We start from the raw sequence: 16,412 nt of genomic DNA on the forward strand, positions 1-16,412 counted from the left end.
CGCTAAACATCTAAAGCATTTGAGCGTTATATTCAAGAAAATATAACGCTAGTTTATGCGCTCAAACGGCTACCCTCGCCAGCCTACCCTGCGTCGTCATATTGCCTGCTTTAGCCTGTTGATGGTGGTGCCAGGCGTGGCGCTAGCCCAACTGCGCCCTACCCTTGCCCCGGCTGATACCATCCGCAAAGCGCCCATTGTGTTAGGCGACGTGGTAGTAGCGGCCTCGAAGGTGAAAGAAAGCATCCTGAAGTCGCCGGTGACGGTGGAGAAGCTAGGGCTGCGGGAACTGCGTCTGACGCCCGCGCCGTCGTTTTTCGACGCCATTGAGCACGTGAAGGGCGTGCAGGTGATTACGCCCAGCCTGGGCTTCAAGGTAATTAACGCCCGCGGCTTCACCAACACCACCAACGTGCGCTTTGTGCAGCTGGTGGATGGCATGGACAACCAGGCTCCGCATCTGGGCGCACCCATTGGCAACGCCATGGGGCCGAGCGATTTGGATATTCAGAGCGTGGAAATTGTGCCCGGCACGGCCGCCGCGCTCTACGGCCTGAACGCCATCAATGGCCTAGCCAATTTTGCTACCCGCAACCCGTTCATGTCCGAAGGATTGAGTGTGCAGCAGAAAACTGGCCTCAATCACGTCAACGACAACAGCACCGGCGTGCATCCCTACTCCGAAACCAGCCTGCGTTATGCCAAGGTGCTGATTTCGGATAAGTTGGCGCTCAAGCTCAACGCCACCTACCTGCGCGGCTACGACTGGATTGCCGACAACTACACCGACATCAACCCCAACGGCAACGCCACTACGGGCCTGTTTGGAGACGATAACCCGGCCAAAGACCCTGTGAGCAGCTACGGCAACGAGTCGTCGGACCGCTCCAATCTGACCTTGGGCGGCAAAACCTACCAGGTGGCCCGCACCGGCTACCGGGAACAGGACGTGACCGACTACACGCTGCAAACCATCAAAACCGATGGTGCGCTGCACTACAAGCTCAACAGCCACACCGAGCTGGCTTACACCTACCGCTTCAGCAGCCTCGACAACATTTACCAGCGCAGCAACCGCTTCCGGCTGCAAGACTACCGCGTGCAGCAGCACGGCGTGTCGCTAAACAACCCGGTGGTGCAGGCGCGCGCCTACCTCACCCGCGAGAATACTGGCCAGAGCTACAACCTGCGCTCGATGGCCGAAAACCTGGAGCGCAGCTTCAAGCCCGATGCCACCTGGAACCAGGAGTATACCGCCGCCTGGAACGCCGCCACCCAGGCCGGTGAAACGGTAGCGCAAGATCATGCTACCGCCCGCGCCGCCGCCGATGCGGGCCGCCTGCAACCCGGTACGCCCACGTTTAATGACCGCCTGCGTCAGCTCCAAAACATCAACAACTGGGACCAGGGCGCGGCCCTGCGCGTACAGTCTGACCTGATCCACGCCGAGGGGCAGGTGAACGTGGCCGAAGCCCTGCGCCGTCGCCTCAACGGTAGTTTTCCGCAATGGCTGGACCTGCTGGCCGGCGCCGACCACCGCACCTACGTGGTGGTGCCCGATGGCAATTACTTCCGCAACCCCGAGCCCGGCAAAGACCCGCTGGGCGATAACCTGACTTACTCCAAAACCGGCGGCTTTGTGCAGGTAGGCGCGCACCTGTGGCAGGACAAAATCCGCCTGACGGCCACCGGCCGCGCCGATAAGAACGACTACTTCTCTACGCGATTCAATCCGCGCCTCACGGCGGTGTACTCGCCTACTCAGCGCCATAACTTCCGGCTGAGCTACCAGAGTGGCTACCGCTTCCCGAGCTTGTTTGAGGGCTTTTCCAACGTGAACAGTGGGCAGGTGCAGCGCGTGGGCGGTTTGCGGGTGATGTCGGATGGGGTGTTTGAGAACAGTTACTTGCGCACCAGCATCGACGCATTCAACGCCGCTGTAACGCGCGGCGTGAACACCAGTGGGCTGAGCCGCGCCCAAGCCATTCAGCAAAACCAGGGCTTGTTGCAGAAAAACACTTACACCTACCTCAAGCCCGAATACATCAAGTCGTTGGAGCTGGGCTACAAGGCGGCGCTACTGCCGGAGGGTAGGCTGCTGGTCGACGTGGATTTCTACTACAATTCCTACCGCGACTTTATTGCGCAGGTGGAAGCCTACGTGCCCGTCACCAGCACCGGCGAGGTCATTGCCGCTACCGGTACCAATCTCAACAGCATTGCCACGGCCTTGAGCGCTCGCGCCGGCCAGAGCCGCTACCGCCTCTGGACCAACTCCAAAAGCCAGGTGTACAACTACGGCGGCAGCGCCGGTGTGCGCTACTCCTTCCTGCAAGGCTACCAGGCCGGTGCCAACGTCACCTACGCCCGCCTCGACCGCACCACCAACAGCGACGGCCTGGAAGACGGCTTCAATACCCCGCGCTGGGCCTACAACCTCAGCCTGGGCAACGAGCAGGCGTACAAGCACTTTGGCTTTGGCCTGAACTACCACTGGCAGGACCGCTACTACTCCCAAACCTTCCTGGTAAACGGCTATGTACCTGCCTTCAGCAGCCTCGACGCGCAGGTGAGCTACGCCCTACCCAGGCCCCAGCTGAACTTCAAGCTAGGGGCTACCAATGTGCTCAACAAATACTACTATTCCTTCCTGGGCGGCCCTAGCGTGGGTGGGCTGTACTACCTGACGGTCACGTACCAAGTTTTTTAAGCGCCCTTGCGTGACCCCACCCCCAGCCCCTCCCCTCCGGGAGAGGGGTGCCAGACGAAGCTGATAGCGAATAGCTCTATTAGAACGCACCCCTCTCCCGGAGGGGAGGGGCTGGGGGTGGGGTCACGTCGTAAGCTGTATCTTGCCGCTTCATTCTCCCGCTATGGCCGACAAGATTACCCCCTGGAAAACCCTGCAATCCGACATCGTTTTCGACCACAAATGGTACACGCTTCGCCGCGACCATGTGGAGCTGCCCAACGGCCAGGTGCTCGACGATTATTTCGTGAGCGTGCGCCCCAATGTGGTGCTGATTTTTCCGCTCACTGCTGATGATGAAGTGTTGTTTGTGCGCCAATACAAGCACGCCGCCGCCGAAATTCTGCTGGAGCTACCCGGCGGCGTAGTCGACGCCCACGAGACGGAGCCGCTGAAAGCCGCCGCCCGCGAACTAGTGGAGGAAACCGGCTACGCCGGCGACCTGACGCTGCTTTCCGAAGTCATCGACAACCCTACTAAGGATACCAACCGCATCTACTTCTACCTAGCCCGCAACGCTCACCACGTAGCCGAGCAGCACCTCGACCCCACCGAAAACATTGAGGTAGTGCGCGTGCCCCTAGCCGAAATAGAAGGCATGGTGCTCCGCGGCGAAATCAAGGTGTCCGGCTCCGTGGCGCTGTGCCTGCTGGCCCTGCGCACGCTGGGGAGGTAGAGCTAAAAAGCTAGTTCCCCTCCTTTTTTCAAAGAGGGGCTAGGGGTGATTCTATTCGTTGAACGATACTAGCACTAGTTTCTAGTTCTAGCAAGACCACCCCTAGTCCCTCCTTGAAAAAAGGAGGGGAACTAGCTTTTTAGCTTTTAGTGATTGATTGGTGCTTCAATCACGATAAACTTGCTTTCCGTCTCGCAGCTGATCTGTACCTCGCTGGTTTCCCATAGGCCGAGGCTTTCGCGCTGGGCTACGGCTTGGCCGTTCACAGTCAACGCGCCTTCCATCACGAAGATGAACACAGACTTATTCAGCGGGTTGAGCGAGTAAGTGAATTGCTGACCGGCATCGTAGAAGCCCAGCGACAGGCGGGCATTCTGGTTGATCCAGCAGTGGGCCGTGCCTTCCTCGTTGCTGACCACGGTAGTGAGCTGATTGCGGCGCTTTTCGGCGGGGAAGTGGCGGCGCTGGTAGCGCGGCGTCACGTTTTGCAGCTTGGGCTCAATCCAGATTTGCAGGAAGTTCACCGTGTCGTCGCCCACGTTGTGTTCCTCGTGGCGCAGACCCGAGCCGGCACTCATAATCTGCACCCAATCGGCGCCTACCTCCTCCTTGTAGCCCAACGAATCGATGTGGTTCATGCGCCCGGCCAGCATGATGCTGATGATTTCCATGTTGGCGTGGGCGTGCAGCCCGAAGCCCTTGCCCGGCTGCACGAAATCATCGTTGAACACGCGCAGTAGCCCGAAGCCCGCCCGCTCGGGGTTGGCGTAGGGGCCGAAGCTGAGCGAAAAATTGCTTTGCAGCCAGCCGAGGTCTTTCAGACCCCGATCATGGGCGCGGGTGAGGCGGTGGGGCATGGCGCTAGGCAGGTAGGGAGCCTTTAAAGGCAATTTCGGAAACAGGCTTGCGCTGGCGGGTAGCTTTTTCGCGGCTCAGGAAGGGTTCTTCTAGCAGCTCTGCGTCGCCGAGGTAGCCTAGGGCAATTATCACTACGGGTTGCAATGTATCGGGCAAGTGAAAGACTTCCTGCGCCTTGGCCCGGTCGAAACCACCCATGAAGTGCGTGTACAGGCCTTGGGCTGTAGCCTCCAGCGACAGGGTAGCATTGGCCATGCCCAGGTCGTGGAGGGCGGCGCCGTTGGGCGTGCCGTTGCCGAACTGCGTGTTGGCCAGGGCCAGAATCAGTACGGGCGCATTCTTGGCCCAGGGCAGGTTGCCGGGCAGCAGGCAGTCCACCAGTTTCTGGAAGTTCTCCTGGTCGGCGTGGTGGGCGTAGAGGTAGCGCCAGGGCTGCTCGTTCATGGCGCTGGCGGCCCGGAAGCTGCTTCAAACAAGTGCTGAACTGTGTCGTGCGCTACGGGCTGGCTGGCAAACGAACGGGGGCTCCAGCGCTGCCGAATCAGCTCATGCACGGGGTAGGTAGTGGGGGCGTGTTTCACAGGAAATGATAAAATATAGTCGAATGGGAATGCAAGGTACTACTTTGTGTGTATAACCTATGTAGGTACACGAAAGTTGCGTGCAACCTTACTTCGCTTCCACGCGACCCTGCGACAGCCAGCAATAGCCGCCGGAGAGATGCCGTTGCTGAGCTGGCAACCGCCTTCCCGTCGAAAAAACTTAATTTCAGCCTCCCAAAAATTTAATTCCCCGAATGATTCAACACGCAGTACGCAGCGCCGGTGTGGCGGCGGTTCTTTTCTTTACCGGAGCTACGGCCACGCTGGCCCAAGTAGGCCCCGGCACCCAGTGGACCAAAGACGGCTACGGCTACATGCGCGCCCAGGATGGCGAAATTGTACAGCTCGACCTGCGCGACCCGGCCAAGAAAGTGACCCTCGTGAGCAAGCAAATGCTGACGCCCGCCGGCCAGCAAGCACCTATCGGTGTGCGTCGCTTTGCCTTCTCTGACAACGGCCAGAAGGTGCTCATCAACACCAACACCAAGAAAGTGTGGCGCTACGACACCCGCGGCGACTATTGGGTGTATGACCAAGCCGCTAAGACGCTGAAGCAGGTAGGGAAAGACAAGCCCGCCTCGTCGCTGATGTTTGCCAAGTTCTCGCCCGATGGCTCGAAAGTCGCCTACGTGAGCGGCCACAACGTGTACGTGGAGGATATTGCCAGCGGCACCAGCAAAGCACTGACTACCGACGGCACCGACAAGCTCATCAACGGCACCTTCGACTGGGTGTACGAGGAGGAGCTGGACTGCCGCGACGGGTTCCGCTGGGCACCCGACGGCCAGCACATTGCCTACTGGCAGCTGGACGCCCGCAAGACGCCCAACTACCTGATGCTGAACACCACCGACGCGCTCTACCCCTTCAACGTGCCCGTGGAGTACCCCGTGGTAGGCGAGGACCCCAGCCGCTGCCGCATTGGCGTGGTAGCTGTGAATGGCGGCGAAACCAAGTGGATGGACGTGCCCGGCGACGCCGTGCAGCACTACATTCCGCGCATGGAATGGGCCGGCAACGGCGAGCTAATCTTGCAGCAGCTGAACCGCCGCCAGAACGAAAGCAAGCTGATGTTGGTGAATGCCAACACCGGCGCGGCCAACCCCATCTACTCCGAAACCGACAAAGCCTGGATTGACGCCAAAGACGGCGCCGTGGGCTGGAACTGGATTGACGGCGGCAAAAGCTTTGTGTGGAGCAGCGAGAAGGACGGCTGGCGCCACCTCTACACGGTAGACCGCAAAGGCAAGGAAAAGTTGCTGACCAAAGGCGACTACGATGTGATTAGCATTGAGCAGATTAGCGAGCCCACGGGCACTATCTACTTCATGGCTTCGCCTACCAATGCCACCCAGCAGTACCTCTATAAAGTGCCCCTAAAAGGCGGCAAGGCTGAGCGCGTGACGCCCCAAAAGCTGGCGGGCACCCACGGCTACGACATCTCGCCCAACGGCAAAATTGCCCTGCACAACTACTCCAGCACCACAGTATTTCCGGTGTCGGATGTGGTGAGCCTACCCGCGCACCAGCGCCTGAGCGGAGGCGAGGCCTCGGGCCAGGCCCGCAGCATTGAGTTGCCCAAAGCGGAGTTTTTCCAGGTGAAAACCGAGGACGGCGTGACCCTGGATGGCTGGATGGTGAAGCCCTCTAACTTCGACCCGAAGAAGAAATATCCCATCGTGTTCTACGTGTACGGCGAGCCGGCCAGCCAAACCGTGACCGACCGTTTCGGCACCGGTTTCAACCGTCTCTACCAAGGCAGCATGGCCGACGACGGCTATATCTATGCCTCGCTGGAAAACCGCGGCGCACCGGCCCCGCGGGGTAGGGAGTTCCGCAAGGCCATCTACCACAACATCGGCAAGCTGAATATCCGCGACCAGGCCATGGGCGCCAAGGAGGTGTTGAAAAACTCGTTTGTGGACACCAGCCGCGTGGCGGTGTGGGGCTGGAGCGGGGGCGGCTCGTCTACCCTCAGCCTGCTGTTTCAGTACCCGCAGATCTACAAAACCGGCATCAGCATTGCCGCCGTGGATAATCAGTTGAACTACGACAACATTTACCAGGAGCGCTACATGGGCCTACTGCCCGAAGACAAGCACTACTTCGTGGATAACTCGCCGCTGGCCCACGCCAGCAAGCTGCGCGGCAACCTGCTGCTCATCCACGGCACCGGCGACGACAACGTGCACTACAACAACGCCGAGCAGATGATCAACGAGCTGGTGCGCCACGGAAAGGTTTTCCAGCTGATGAGCTACCCCAACCGCACGCACAGCATCTCCGAAGGCGAAGGCACCAGCCGCCACCTGGCCGCTACGTATACCAAGTTCCTGAAAGACAACTGCCCTCCCGGTGGGCGGTAGGAGGTAGAAACCGTCTGTCCTCCTGAACGCAGCGGAGCGGAGTGAAGGACCTTATCACGTGAGAACGGATGTCGTAGAAAGACTCGTTTCCACGTGATAAGGTCCTTCACTCCGCTCCGCTGCGTTCAGGAGGATATAGAGTATTTATGAGTTCACCCACTACCCCTCCCATCATATCCCGCTTGGCGCCTACCCCCAGCGGCTACCTGCACCTGGGTAATGCCGTCAATTTTGTGCTGACGTGGCTGCTCACGCGCCGCGCTGGCGGCACGCTGCACCTGCGCATCGACGACCTGGACCGCCAACGCCTGCGCCCCGCCTACCTCGACAACATCTTCCAAACCATCGAGTGGCTTGGCCTTGATTACGACCACGGCCCCAGCGGCCCCGCTGATTTCGAAGCAAATTTTTCGCAGCTGCATCATCTAAAGGAGTATCAACAGTTGCTGAATGAGCTGCGCCAGGTGCCCGGCCTGCTGTACGCCTGCCGCTGCTCCCGTACCGACATCCAACGCGCCGGCGGCCACCACCCCGACACAGCCTGCCAGGCGCAACGCCTACCCCTGGATACGCCCGAAACCGCCTGGCGCGCCCACGTGCCCAACGGCCTCGCCATCAAGTTTCAGGACCAATGGCAGCAGCAAACAGCGGTGCCATTGGCTGCCGATATGGGCGACTTTGTGGTACGCAAGAAAGACGGCGTGGCCGCGTATCAGATTGCTTCTGTGGTAGACGATGTGCGCCTGGGTACTACCCTCGTCGTGCGCGGGCTGGACCTACTGCCTAGCACGGCCGCGCAACTGTGGCTGGCCGGGCACGCTGAAAACACTGCTGCGTTTCTCCGCGTACAGTTCGCGCATCATGCCCTGCTGCCCGGCGCCGACGGCGAGAAGCTGTCGAAATCAACGCAAGCGTCTGCCCAGCGTGGTATTATGGCCGAAGCGGGCAGCCCGCGGGTAGTGTATGCAGTGGTGGCACGGCTGCTGGGGCTGCCAGAAGCGGCAGGCAAGTCGTTGGCAGCGTTGCAGGCGGCAGTTTCGGTAAACAGCTAAACCCCGCCTGTCATCCTGAGCGGAGCGAAGAACCTGCTCACGTAAGCATTACTACCGAACGATTATCGTTCAAACGTGAGCAGGTCCTTCGCTCCGCTCAGGATGACAGGCGGGGTTTTGGAAGGTAGGCAATTTAGTATGCTACCTTATTTCCTTCTTGAACTGCTCGGCCCAATAATCGGCCAGGCGGGTAGGCTCGGGGAGCTTGTAGCCGCGTAGGCAGGCCAGCGTGAGCTGCATGGCGGTGGCTTGGTCGCAGCGGTGGCCGGGGCTCACAAACAGCGGCTTTATCTTGTCCTTGGAGCGCAGCACTTCGCCAATTAGTTCGCCGGCTTTGTCGGTGAGGGGCGTTATGCTACCTTTTTCCAGAGCCGGCTCCTCGTAGTTGCCGGTGAGCTTTTGCTTGGCTACGCCGAAGGTAGGCACATCGAGCAGCACGCCTAGTTGGGTGGCAATGCCCATGCGGCGCGGGTGCGCGATGCCATGGCCGTCCACCATAATCACATCGGGTTTGTGTTGTAGCTTTTCGTAGACGCGCAGCAGGTTAGGCGCTTCGCGGAAGGCTAGGAAACCCGGCACGTAGGGTAGCGTCACGGCGTCGTGGTGGTAGATTTTCTCCACCAACTGCAACTCCGGAAACGTGAGCACCACGAACACCGACAAGATGGTATCGGGGGTAGGGAAGGACGAATCGCAGCCGGCAATGAGGCGCGGCGCGGCGGGTAGGGGCATCAGCTGCACGCGCTGGCGCAGGTCATTTTGCTGCTGGGTCAGGTCGCGCACAACGAGCGGGTCGGCAGGGGGGTGGTAGGGACGGTACATAAGGCAGCTGAAGGGTAGAGTTAGATGTACTGCGAATTGGGAGTAGGGTTACCATGCGGCCAACCCCTGCCCGCGCCCTGCGTTAGAATAAGCCTTTCTCCTTTACTGCTATGGCTAAATCTGAACAACCCGCTGATACAGGCTCCGGCCCTTTTCTAGAGCGGCGCTACCGCCTCGACATCGTCCGCCCACGCCGCACGGCTGCTGAGCTGATGCAGCAAATTCAATGCGATGTAGCGCACTTCTCGCCCGATTTGCTAGCTGATTTCGAGAAAACGGCTGGTGCGCAGCACGGCCTGGCCGCAGGCGACGAGTTCAAAATCAAGATTCTGGGGCCGTGGAATGGCGAGGTACGCGTGACGGACATCAGTCCGACCGCCTTCGAATTTATTACGCTCGATGGGCACCCCGAGGCTGGCCGCATCCGCTTTAGCTTGCTGCCACACCCCGACCGCGCCGACGCTATTCGCTTCGAAATCCACTCCTGGGCTCGCAGCCGCGACGGCTTGGTAGCCTTCATGTACGATAAGCTGGGTGCCGGCAAACGGGTGCAGGAGCAAACCTGGCGCATCTTCTGCGAGCGGGTGGCTGAGGCTAGCGGCGGCGCTACTCTGTCTGATGTACAGATAGATACATTTGAGAATGGTGCCGTTGTCTCTGCTCATGGCTAACACAACCACTCCGCCTTTATGGGAGCAACAGCAGGCGCGGCTTGCCGCTTACCAAGACGTCAAGTACAACTTCGACCCCGAGCGCAGCAATGAATATACTGCCGAAAGCGGCTGGCGCATTGACGATTATCAGACCGAACTGCTGGCCGAGCAGCCGGGTCCGCCCGAGGAGCACGGTAGCTGGCAAGCTGCCCAGGTAGTGCTGCGTCGCTACTCGTTTCCGCCCCCCGACCTCATCACCGGCATCTTTCCGCCCGATTCGGAGCTTGACCATCGCATTATGGTGCTGCGGGCGCAGTTTCTGTTCTTCACGTTTTGGTTTGGTGTGCGCATCGGCGGCGTTACGGATGAGCAGCGCACCACCAACGACGGCCAGCAGGAGCAGGTGTGGGGCTACAATTACCGCACGCTAGAAGGCCATTTTGAACGCGGAGAGATTGAGTTTACCGTCCACAAAAACCTGACGACGGGCCAGGTTGTCTTCCATGTTCATGCCTACTCGCAACTAGGCAGCATCCGCAATCCATTTTACTGGATTGGCTTTCGGTTGTTTGGGCGCATGTTGCAGCGGCGGTTTGCTCAAGAGTCGTTGAAGCGGATGCGGAAGCAAGTAGATGATTTAGTGAATGGAAACGAGCCGTGGCCTACTGCCAGCCAAATAGCTGCCTCGCAACAAGATGAAAAGCACCGGAGCGACAGGAAAGATTGATTTTGGAAAATATAACAGCCCAAAATTAAACCTTGGGGTGTGGGTCCGGGTTGAGTAGGACAGATTATCCGTTCTTATTTCCCTCTCATGAACCAAACCAAAGCATACGCCGCCGAAGCGGTTAACGCCCCGCTTGCGCCTTTCTCCTTCGAGCGCCGCGAGGTAGGCGCCCACGATGTACTTATTGAAATCCTGTTCTGTGGCGTGTGCCACTCCGACGTACACCAGGCCCGCGACGAATGGGGCGGCTCCATCTTCCCGATGGTACCTGGCCACGAAATTGTGGGTCGTGTACTGGAAGTAGGTAGCCACGTAAAACAATTCAAGCAAGGTGACTTGGCCGGCGTAGGCTGTATGGTCGATTCGTGCCAGCACTGCTCTAGCTGCGACGAAGGCGTAGAGCAATACTGTGAAGAAGGCTTCACGGGTACCTACAACGGCCGCGAGCGGGAAACCGGCGCGCCTACCTACGGCGGCTACGCTAGCCACATTGTGGTGCGCGAGGAGTTTGTGCTACATGTATCTGAAAAGCTGGACCTGGCCCGCGTAGCACCGCTGTTGTGCGCTGGCATCACTACCTACTCGCCTTTGCGCCAGTGGAAAGTGAAAGCCGGCGACCGGGTAGGCGTAGTAGGGCTGGGCGGCCTGGGCCACATGGCCGTGAAACTAGCCGCCGCCATGGGTGCCGAAGTAACCGTATTCAGCACCTCGCCTGAAAAGGAAAAAGATGCCCGTGAGCTGGGTGCTCATAAGTTCATCGTGTCGAAAGATGCGGAAGCCATGAAAGGCGCCGGCAACTACTTCGACCTGATCATCAACACGGTATCGGCCAAAATTGACCTGACGCCCTACCTGGCTGCCTTGCGCTTAGATGGCACGATGGTACTGCTGGGCGTGCCACCCGAAGCGCCCGAAATTCACGCGTTCAACCTGATTGCCAAGCGTCGTCGCATTGCCGGCTCGCTCATTGGCGGCATTCAGGAAACCCAGGAAATGCTGGACTTCTGCGCCGAGCACAACATCATGTCCGACATCGAAATGATTCCGATGAAAGACATCAACGAAGCCTACGAGCGCATGATCAAAGGCGACGTACACTACCGCTTCGTGATTGACTTGCAGACGCTGTAAGGGCGCATAGCGCGCTACAATGCCGACAACAGAAACGCCAGCTTCGTGAGAGGCTGGCGTTTTTCATAGGGTAGCGGCTAGCGCTATGCCAGCTCCGCGTTCATTTTGGGGATGGGAGCCAGGGAGTACATGTATTCCTCTGCCGCCTGCAACAGGCTGTCGGCTGTATGCCCGTCGCGGTGCGCGAGCAGCAGTTGGCAGGCTCGCTGCAAGTGCATTAGCTGCACCAACGAGAATGGCTGGGAAGCACGCGCCTCTACTGCTTGAGAGAGCAGAACGGCGGCTAGGGCAAAACGCTCCTCATGGAGAGCAGCGCGGAAATGAATTTCGGGAGCGAGCATGGAGCAGGAAAAATTAAGACGCTCTGCCTTAGACAATAAGCGTACCACGACCCTTATGCGATTCTGTATTTGGATGATAGTTTCGGTGAATAGCGAAAGCCTCACCTCTTTACCGAGGTAGGCCAAGGAATACGGCTGAGAAAGATTGGCTGTTTTGTAGCCATGCTACCTCAGGATTATAGAAACGCTACTGGCTGCTTCAGACTGGGTTATAGCAAGGTGATACGCTTACCATGCTGCCAGTAGGCGTTTTGACGGCCTCGTTGTTCGCTTGCGGAAGGCAGCAGGTAGGCGATAAACCAGCAGGGAGAACACAACCAGCGTCAGCAGCTCCGATAAGTAGGTGCTGAGTTCGACACCGAAGTGCATCCAAACAGCGCGCGCTACGCGGCCGGAGGTATCTGGTCGGAAATGCGCGGGGTCGAGCACAGCCGTTAGATGGCTTGGCAACACGCGCTGGTACTGCCACTGGCCGTTTATTTTCTTGGCAATGAGCAGGCCACGGAATCCTTCCATCTCCAACATGCGGGTCTTGCGGCGGCCTAGCATGTATTCCTTCCAGTCGGCTTGTAGCTGGCCATCTTTGTCTTCACGCAGATAATAGAAAGTCTGAACGAACTGCTCAGCCTGTTTTTGATCTGCAAATCGCCTGGAGTTGAAGCACCAGTAGCAAGCTCGGAAAAGAACAGCTTTAGGAATGAGGAGAAGAGCACTAGCAACACGGCGGCGCCATATAGCAACACCCGCTCCCAGCGGAACGGCGACCGAATCAGGAAATACAGGAGCGCTAGCGCGGCGAGATCAAGCCCAAACAGAAAAAATAGGCCAAAAGCGGAAGGTTGATAAAGCATAGAGCATCAATTTGTTAACTAGATGCTGTAAGCTACTCAATCTCTACTGTTGCGGCTACTCTACCCGGTTGCCCCCATTAATCATATCCGACACGATGCCGCGGTTACGAGTCACCTCGGCCCACACTACGCCCACCACGTGCGCCACCACAAAGGCAATAACCAGGTACATCGTGACCTCGTGTATCTCTTTGCAGGTGTGCTCAATGGCGTGCAGGAAGGCAACATCATCGGCGTACACCAGCACAAGCCCGGTGCCTACCATCACCACGAGCAATAGGTAGAACACGAGGTAGGACCACTTCACCAGCACTGAGTGACGAGCATCGCGGGTATCAGCACCCTTGCGCTGATAGTGGGCGCGGGCGTTCCGCAGGCGGGTAGAGAAACGCTGGCTGGCGGGTTGCAGCCACTCCAGCACCACCCGAAACACCAGTAGCCCGGTCAGAATCAAACCTAACGTAATGTGCCAATCCCAGATGCGGTTGCTCACTACCTTCCGCAGCGCCCGTGCTTGTTGCTGCGTTACTTCCAGCCCGTCTTTGGCTAGCATCTCCTGAAAAATGGGGCCTACCTCTTTCGTCTTGATAATGACGAACAAGAACAGAATGGTAGTGAGTAAGCCCGAAATAACCGCCGCATTGCTCCAGTGCCAAAGGCGCAACGCCAACGAATACAGTTTGGGCGGAGAGCTGGCAGCCATGGTAATAGGGGTAGGGAAGTGGTCGAGGAATAGCGACTTACGGACGCGTTTCTAGCGCAGGCGTTGCAGCCACGTCTCCTTGCGCTAGCCGGCCGGGGTAGGCAGCAAGACCTTGCTCCAAGCAATCGAGGGCAGCGTCGAGCTTCTCTAGGTTCAGGACGTAGGCCAGGCGTACCTCGTCGCGGCCCAGGCCGGGCGTGACGTAGAAGCCCGCCGCGGGCGATACCATGACGGTGTGGCCCTGGTAGCTGAACTCCTCCAGCAGCCAGCGCCCAAACGTGCCGGCGTCGTCTACGGGTAGGCGGGCCATCACGTAGAAGGCGCCGCCGGGCACCGGGCACGTTACGCCGGGCATGGCTTGCAGGCGGCGCACCATCAGGTCGCGGCGGGCGCGGTATTCTGCTTTGGTGTGCTCGAAGTAGGAGTCGGGTAGCTCGGCGGCGGCCTCGCCCATCAGCTGGGCCAGGGCGGGCGCACTCACGCGCATCTGGGCAAATTTGAGCGCGGCGGCCTGCACGTCGGTGTTTTTAGTCACTAATGCACCCAGCCGCGCCCCGCAGGCGCTGTAACGCTTGGAGATGGTATCTACCATAACCACGTGCTGGTCGGCGCCGGGCAATTGCAGGGCACTGGTGGCAAAGCCCTCGTAGCAATACTCCCGGTAGGCTTCGTCGGACAGGAAAAACAGGTTGTGACGCTGGCACAGGCCCAGCATCTGCAACAGCTCGGCCTCGGAGTACACGTAGCCGGTGGGGTTGCTGGGGTTGCACACCAGTATGGCCTTAGTACGGGGCGTAATCACCCGCTCAAACGCCTCGATGGGGGGTAGGGCAAAGCCTTCATCCAGGGTAGACACCACGGGCACAATGCGCACATCCGTAGCAATGGCAAAGGAGATATACGCGCCGTAGAAGGGCTCCGGAATCACGACTTCATCCCCCGGATTCAGGCAGCTCATGAAGGCAAAGAAGATGGCCTCGCTGCCACCTGCCGTTACCAGAATATCGTCGGGCTGCACCGGAATGTGGTTGCGCTGGTAGTAGGCCGCCAGCTTCTGGCGGTAGCTGCCGCTGCCGGCGCTGGGGCTGTATTCCAGCACCCGAATGGTGGTTTCGCGCACGGCGGCCAGCATTTCGGGGGGCGTTTCGATATCGGGTTGCCCAATGTTGAGGTGATACACTTCCGTGCCACGCTGCCGGGCTGCATCGGCATACGGCGTCAGCTTCCGGTAAGGCGACATCGGCATCTGCTGCCCCCGCTGCGAAATTTCCAACATACAAACTTAAAATTTTCGGCTTGCCTACAAACTCCATGCAAGGTAATAGGTTGCGGGCGGAGTAGGACAGAGAAAGTACGGGTAAGTAGCCCAGCAAAGAAAGCGACACTCTCTTGCGGTTCTATAAGTTACTATTGGGCACTGGGAGTAAGATCTGTTGCCTCTATGCGTTGAGCACTGGCCCCGTTAAGGCCTTTTTACCTTGAAATCAGAATCCGTATGCGTACCCTTTTCTTCTGCCTATTTCTGCTAGTAGGGCTGCAACCGTTGGTTTGGGCGCAGACGACAATCGGCGTCGAGCCAATCGACAAGCTGGTGGCGGCTATGCAAACACAGTCTGTGGCGGTGGTACAGCCCTACTTGCTGGCCGAAACGCAGGTGAGTGGGCTACCCACCACCTATACCGCGCAGGTGCTGGCGCAGATGCTGCCCCGATTTAAGAAGGCTGAAAACCCGCGTCTCATCCGGCAAACCACCGAAGGGGTCAACACTCGCTACGTGGTTGCGCTCACTCAAAATGGGGTCGAGAAGGAATACGATGTGCTGGTGACGCCAGCCAACAAGCTACTGGAAATAAATCTGCTGAAAGCGGAAGCGAAGAAAATGGACACCCGATTTGGCGCGCAGGACTTGACAACGCCAGCGGAGGTAGTGATGCCCATACGCGTGCAGAACGGGCTGCTTATTGTGACGGCCGAGGTAGACGGCCAACGTGGTGACTTTTTCCTGGACTCGGGTGCCCCAGCTTTGCTGCTGAACAAGACGCGCTTTGGCTCATCTGCCAGCGGGAGCACGGTAGCGGCCCGCCAACTGCGCGGTGTGAACGGAGCCGGGTCCAGCTTCGATTACTACCACGCAACTGATTTTAACTGGCAGGGCATCTCCTTTCAAAACCGTGATGTGCCCACGCTCGACTTAACCGATCTGGCTCGCCGAGCCGGCGTGTCGGAGTTGTTGGGGCTCATTGGCTATAATCTGTTGGAGCAATACGCCCTAACGCTGGACTACGCGGCGCAAACAGTCACGCTACGCAAGCCTACCCCCACTGCGTCGGCCGAGGGCCTACCCTTCATTATGCGCGGGCACCTGCCCGTAGTAGAGGCGCTTGTGGCCGGCCACACCCTGCGCCTGGCCCTCGACTGCGGTGCCCAACAGAATCTACTAGATGCACGCTTCGCCGCAACTTTTGCCTCGCAGCTGCGCAAAAGTGAAACTGTGCAGCTAGCCGGCGCCGACCAAAAGGCGCGTTCTGTTACGAGTGGCGAGCTGCGCAAGCTGCAACTGGTGCACGGGCCAACGTTCCGCAATCAGCCAACGGTTTTTGCTTCCATCAGTCACCTCAATCAAAAGCCAGATCAGGTGGTGCTGGATGGATTGTTGGGCTACCCCATGCTCCGCCAGCAGCGCACTACCATCGACTATGTGAACAAGGTAGTGCGCTTTGAGGGGCAGTAGAAGTCATCAAGGCGCACCACTGTTGAACGTGTAGAGACGCATACTTGCGTCTCGTCGTCCGCGCCGTTTGGCCGAAATCATTCAACGACGAGACGCAAGTATGCGTCTCTACATCCTTTCGGTAACCTCTTCAACTGATAAAGCAAAAGC

17 protein-coding genes are annotated in these 16,412 nt (G+C 58.8%); 8 read left to right on the forward strand and 9 right to left on the reverse strand.

Annotated features, from left to right (window positions below; genetic code table 11):
* Nucleotides 1-55 precede the first annotated feature (55 nt).
* The gene (locus J4D97_RS12550) at nt 56-2,710 is read left to right on the forward strand and encodes a TonB-dependent receptor (RefSeq protein ID WP_243900284.1); all 2,655 of its coding nucleotides are present in this window, start codon (nt 56-58) and stop codon (nt 2,708-2,710) included.
* Between the two features lie 163 nt (nt 2,711-2,873).
* Nucleotides 2,874-3,425, forward strand: coding sequence for an NUDIX hydrolase (locus J4D97_RS12555; protein WP_208307864.1), 552 nt, complete (start codon nt 2,874-2,876; stop codon nt 3,423-3,425).
* Nucleotides 3,426-3,571: 146 nt separating this feature from the next.
* On the opposite strand, the gene J4D97_RS12560 is transcribed toward J4D97_RS12555, so the two are convergent.
* Genes J4D97_RS12560 through J4D97_RS12570 form a run of 3 tightly spaced genes read right to left on the reverse strand, consistent with a single transcriptional unit; the run spans nt 3,572 to nt 4,864 of the window.
* Complete coding sequence (locus tag J4D97_RS12560) at nt 3,572-4,282, reverse strand: pirin family protein (protein ID WP_208307865.1); 711 nt, start codon at nt 4,280-4,282, stop codon at nt 3,572-3,574.
* Between the two features lie 4 nt (nt 4,283-4,286).
* Nucleotides 4,287-4,727, reverse strand: coding sequence for a nitroreductase family protein (locus J4D97_RS12565; RefSeq protein ID WP_208307866.1), 441 nt, complete (start codon nt 4,725-4,727; stop codon nt 4,287-4,289).
* Nucleotides 4,724-4,864 carry a hypothetical protein gene (locus J4D97_RS12570; protein ID WP_208307867.1) on the reverse strand — a complete coding sequence of 47 codons (141 nt, stop codon included), beginning with the start codon at nt 4,862-4,864 and terminating at the stop codon, nt 4,724-4,726. Before J4D97_RS12570 ends, J4D97_RS12565 begins: the two co-directional genes overlap by 4 nt.
* 215 nt (nt 4,865-5,079) lie before the next feature.
* Between J4D97_RS12570 and J4D97_RS12575 the strand changes: the two genes are divergently transcribed.
* Complete coding sequence (locus J4D97_RS12575) at nt 5,080-7,251, forward strand: S9 family peptidase (RefSeq protein ID WP_243900285.1); 2,172 nt, start codon at nt 5,080-5,082, stop codon at nt 7,249-7,251.
* A 146-nt stretch (nt 7,252-7,397) separates the two neighbouring features.
* Nucleotides 7,398-8,303, forward strand: coding sequence for a glutamate--tRNA ligase family protein (locus J4D97_RS12580; RefSeq protein WP_208307868.1), 906 nt, complete (start codon nt 7,398-7,400; stop codon nt 8,301-8,303).
* A gap of 141 nt (nt 8,304-8,444) precedes the next feature.
* On the opposite strand, the gene nfi is transcribed toward J4D97_RS12580, so the two are convergent.
* A complete protein-coding gene (nfi, locus tag J4D97_RS12585; protein ID WP_208307869.1) occupies nt 8,445-9,125 on the reverse strand; it encodes a deoxyribonuclease V in 681 nt (226 codons plus the stop codon).
* 110 nt (nt 9,126-9,235) lie between these two features.
* Here nfi and J4D97_RS12590 point away from each other — a divergent pair, with 110 nt between their 5' ends.
* The 3 genes from J4D97_RS12590 (at nt 9,236) to J4D97_RS12600 (ending at nt 11,636) form a co-directional block, all read left to right on the forward strand.
* Nucleotides 9,236-9,796, forward strand: coding sequence for a DUF1990 family protein (locus J4D97_RS12590; protein WP_208307870.1), 561 nt, complete (start codon nt 9,236-9,238; stop codon nt 9,794-9,796).
* A complete protein-coding gene (locus J4D97_RS12595) occupies nt 9,789-10,505 on the forward strand; it encodes a DUF1990 domain-containing protein (protein ID WP_208307871.1) in 717 nt (238 codons plus the stop codon). The genes J4D97_RS12590 and J4D97_RS12595 overlap by 8 nt, the downstream gene beginning before the upstream one ends.
* Nucleotides 10,506-10,592: 87 nt before the next feature.
* Nucleotides 10,593-11,636 (forward strand): NAD(P)-dependent alcohol dehydrogenase, encoded by a 1,044-nt coding sequence (locus J4D97_RS12600; RefSeq protein WP_208307872.1) that lies wholly within the window; start codon nt 10,593-10,595, stop codon nt 11,634-11,636.
* Nucleotides 11,637-11,719: 83 nt separating this feature from the next.
* Here the strand turns inward: J4D97_RS12600 and J4D97_RS12605 are convergent, their stop codons facing one another.
* The 5 genes from J4D97_RS12605 to J4D97_RS12625 all read right to left on the reverse strand — a co-directional run bounded on the left by J4D97_RS12605 (nt 11,720) and on the right by J4D97_RS12625 (nt 14,807).
* Nucleotides 11,720-11,977, reverse strand: coding sequence for a hypothetical protein (locus J4D97_RS12605; protein ID WP_185282527.1), 258 nt, complete (start codon nt 11,975-11,977; stop codon nt 11,720-11,722).
* A 228-nt stretch (nt 11,978-12,205) separates the two neighbouring features.
* Nucleotides 12,206-12,526 (reverse strand): hypothetical protein, encoded by a 321-nt coding sequence (locus J4D97_RS12610; RefSeq protein ID WP_208307873.1) that lies wholly within the window; start codon nt 12,524-12,526, stop codon nt 12,206-12,208.
* Nucleotides 12,520-12,828, reverse strand: coding sequence for a hypothetical protein (locus J4D97_RS12615; RefSeq protein WP_208307874.1), 309 nt, complete (start codon nt 12,826-12,828; stop codon nt 12,520-12,522). The genes J4D97_RS12610 and J4D97_RS12615 overlap by 7 nt, the downstream gene beginning before the upstream one ends.
* Nucleotides 12,829-12,883: 55 nt before the next feature.
* Nucleotides 12,884-13,531: a cytochrome b/b6 domain-containing protein gene (locus J4D97_RS12620; protein ID WP_208307875.1), complete on the reverse strand. Its 648-nt coding sequence runs from the start codon at nt 13,529-13,531 to the stop codon at nt 12,884-12,886.
* A 37-nt stretch (nt 13,532-13,568) separates the two neighbouring features.
* On the reverse strand, nt 13,569-14,807 hold the full coding sequence (locus tag J4D97_RS12625; RefSeq protein ID WP_208307876.1) for a pyridoxal phosphate-dependent aminotransferase: 1,239 nt from the start codon (nt 14,805-14,807) through the stop codon (nt 13,569-13,571).
* A 219-nt stretch (nt 14,808-15,026) separates the two neighbouring features.
* Here J4D97_RS12625 and J4D97_RS12630 point away from each other — a divergent pair, with 219 nt between their 5' ends.
* A complete protein-coding gene (locus tag J4D97_RS12630) occupies nt 15,027-16,262 on the forward strand; it encodes an aspartyl protease family protein (RefSeq protein WP_208307877.1) in 1,236 nt (411 codons plus the stop codon).
* Nucleotides 16,263-16,412: the final 150 nt, after the last annotated feature.

This window comes from Hymenobacter defluvii, from assembly GCF_017589435.1.
Taxonomy (GTDB): domain Bacteria; phylum Bacteroidota; class Bacteroidia; order Cytophagales; family Hymenobacteraceae; genus Hymenobacter; species Hymenobacter profundi.

Bases quoted from the DNA above. Each gene is read 5' to 3' on its own strand.
- J4D97_RS12625 (WP_208307876.1), bottom strand. From the start codon at position 14,807: ATGTTGGAAATTTCGCAGCGGGGGCAGCAGATGCCGATGTCGCCTTAC.
- J4D97_RS12555 (WP_208307864.1), top strand. From the start codon at position 2,874: ATGGCCGACAAGATTACCCCCTGGAAAACCCTGCAATCCGACATCGTT.
- J4D97_RS12600 (WP_208307872.1), top strand. From the start codon at position 10,593: ATGAACCAAACCAAAGCATACGCCGCCGAAGCGGTTAACGCCCCGCTT.
- J4D97_RS12615 (WP_208307874.1), bottom strand. From the start codon at position 12,828: ATGCTTTATCAACCTTCCGCTTTTGGCCTATTTTTTCTGTTTGGGCTT.
- J4D97_RS12630 (WP_208307877.1), top strand. From the start codon at position 15,027: ATGCGTACCCTTTTCTTCTGCCTATTTCTGCTAGTAGGGCTGCAACCG.
- J4D97_RS12590 (WP_208307870.1), top strand. From the start codon at position 9,236: ATGGCTAAATCTGAACAACCCGCTGATACAGGCTCCGGCCCTTTTCTA.
- J4D97_RS12610 (WP_208307873.1), bottom strand. From the start codon at position 12,526: ATGCTAGGCCGCCGCAAGACCCGCATGTTGGAGATGGAAGGATTCCGT.
- J4D97_RS12575 (WP_243900285.1), top strand. From the start codon at position 5,080: ATGATTCAACACGCAGTACGCAGCGCCGGTGTGGCGGCGGTTCTTTTC.
- J4D97_RS12605 (WP_185282527.1), bottom strand. From the start codon at position 11,977: ATGCTCGCTCCCGAAATTCATTTCCGCGCTGCTCTCCATGAGGAGCGT.
- J4D97_RS12580 (WP_208307868.1), top strand. From the start codon at position 7,398: ATGAGTTCACCCACTACCCCTCCCATCATATCCCGCTTGGCGCCTACC.
- J4D97_RS12560 (WP_208307865.1), bottom strand. From the start codon at position 4,282: ATGCCCCACCGCCTCACCCGCGCCCATGATCGGGGTCTGAAAGACCTC.
- J4D97_RS12565 (WP_208307866.1), bottom strand. From the start codon at position 4,727: ATGAACGAGCAGCCCTGGCGCTACCTCTACGCCCACCACGCCGACCAG.
- J4D97_RS12595 (WP_208307871.1), top strand. From the start codon at position 9,789: ATGGCTAACACAACCACTCCGCCTTTATGGGAGCAACAGCAGGCGCGG.
- J4D97_RS12550 (WP_243900284.1), top strand. From the start codon at position 56: ATGCGCTCAAACGGCTACCCTCGCCAGCCTACCCTGCGTCGTCATATT.
- nfi (WP_208307869.1), bottom strand. From the start codon at position 9,125: ATGTACCGTCCCTACCACCCCCCTGCCGACCCGCTCGTTGTGCGCGAC.
- J4D97_RS12620 (WP_208307875.1), bottom strand. From the start codon at position 13,531: ATGGCTGCCAGCTCTCCGCCCAAACTGTATTCGTTGGCGTTGCGCCTT.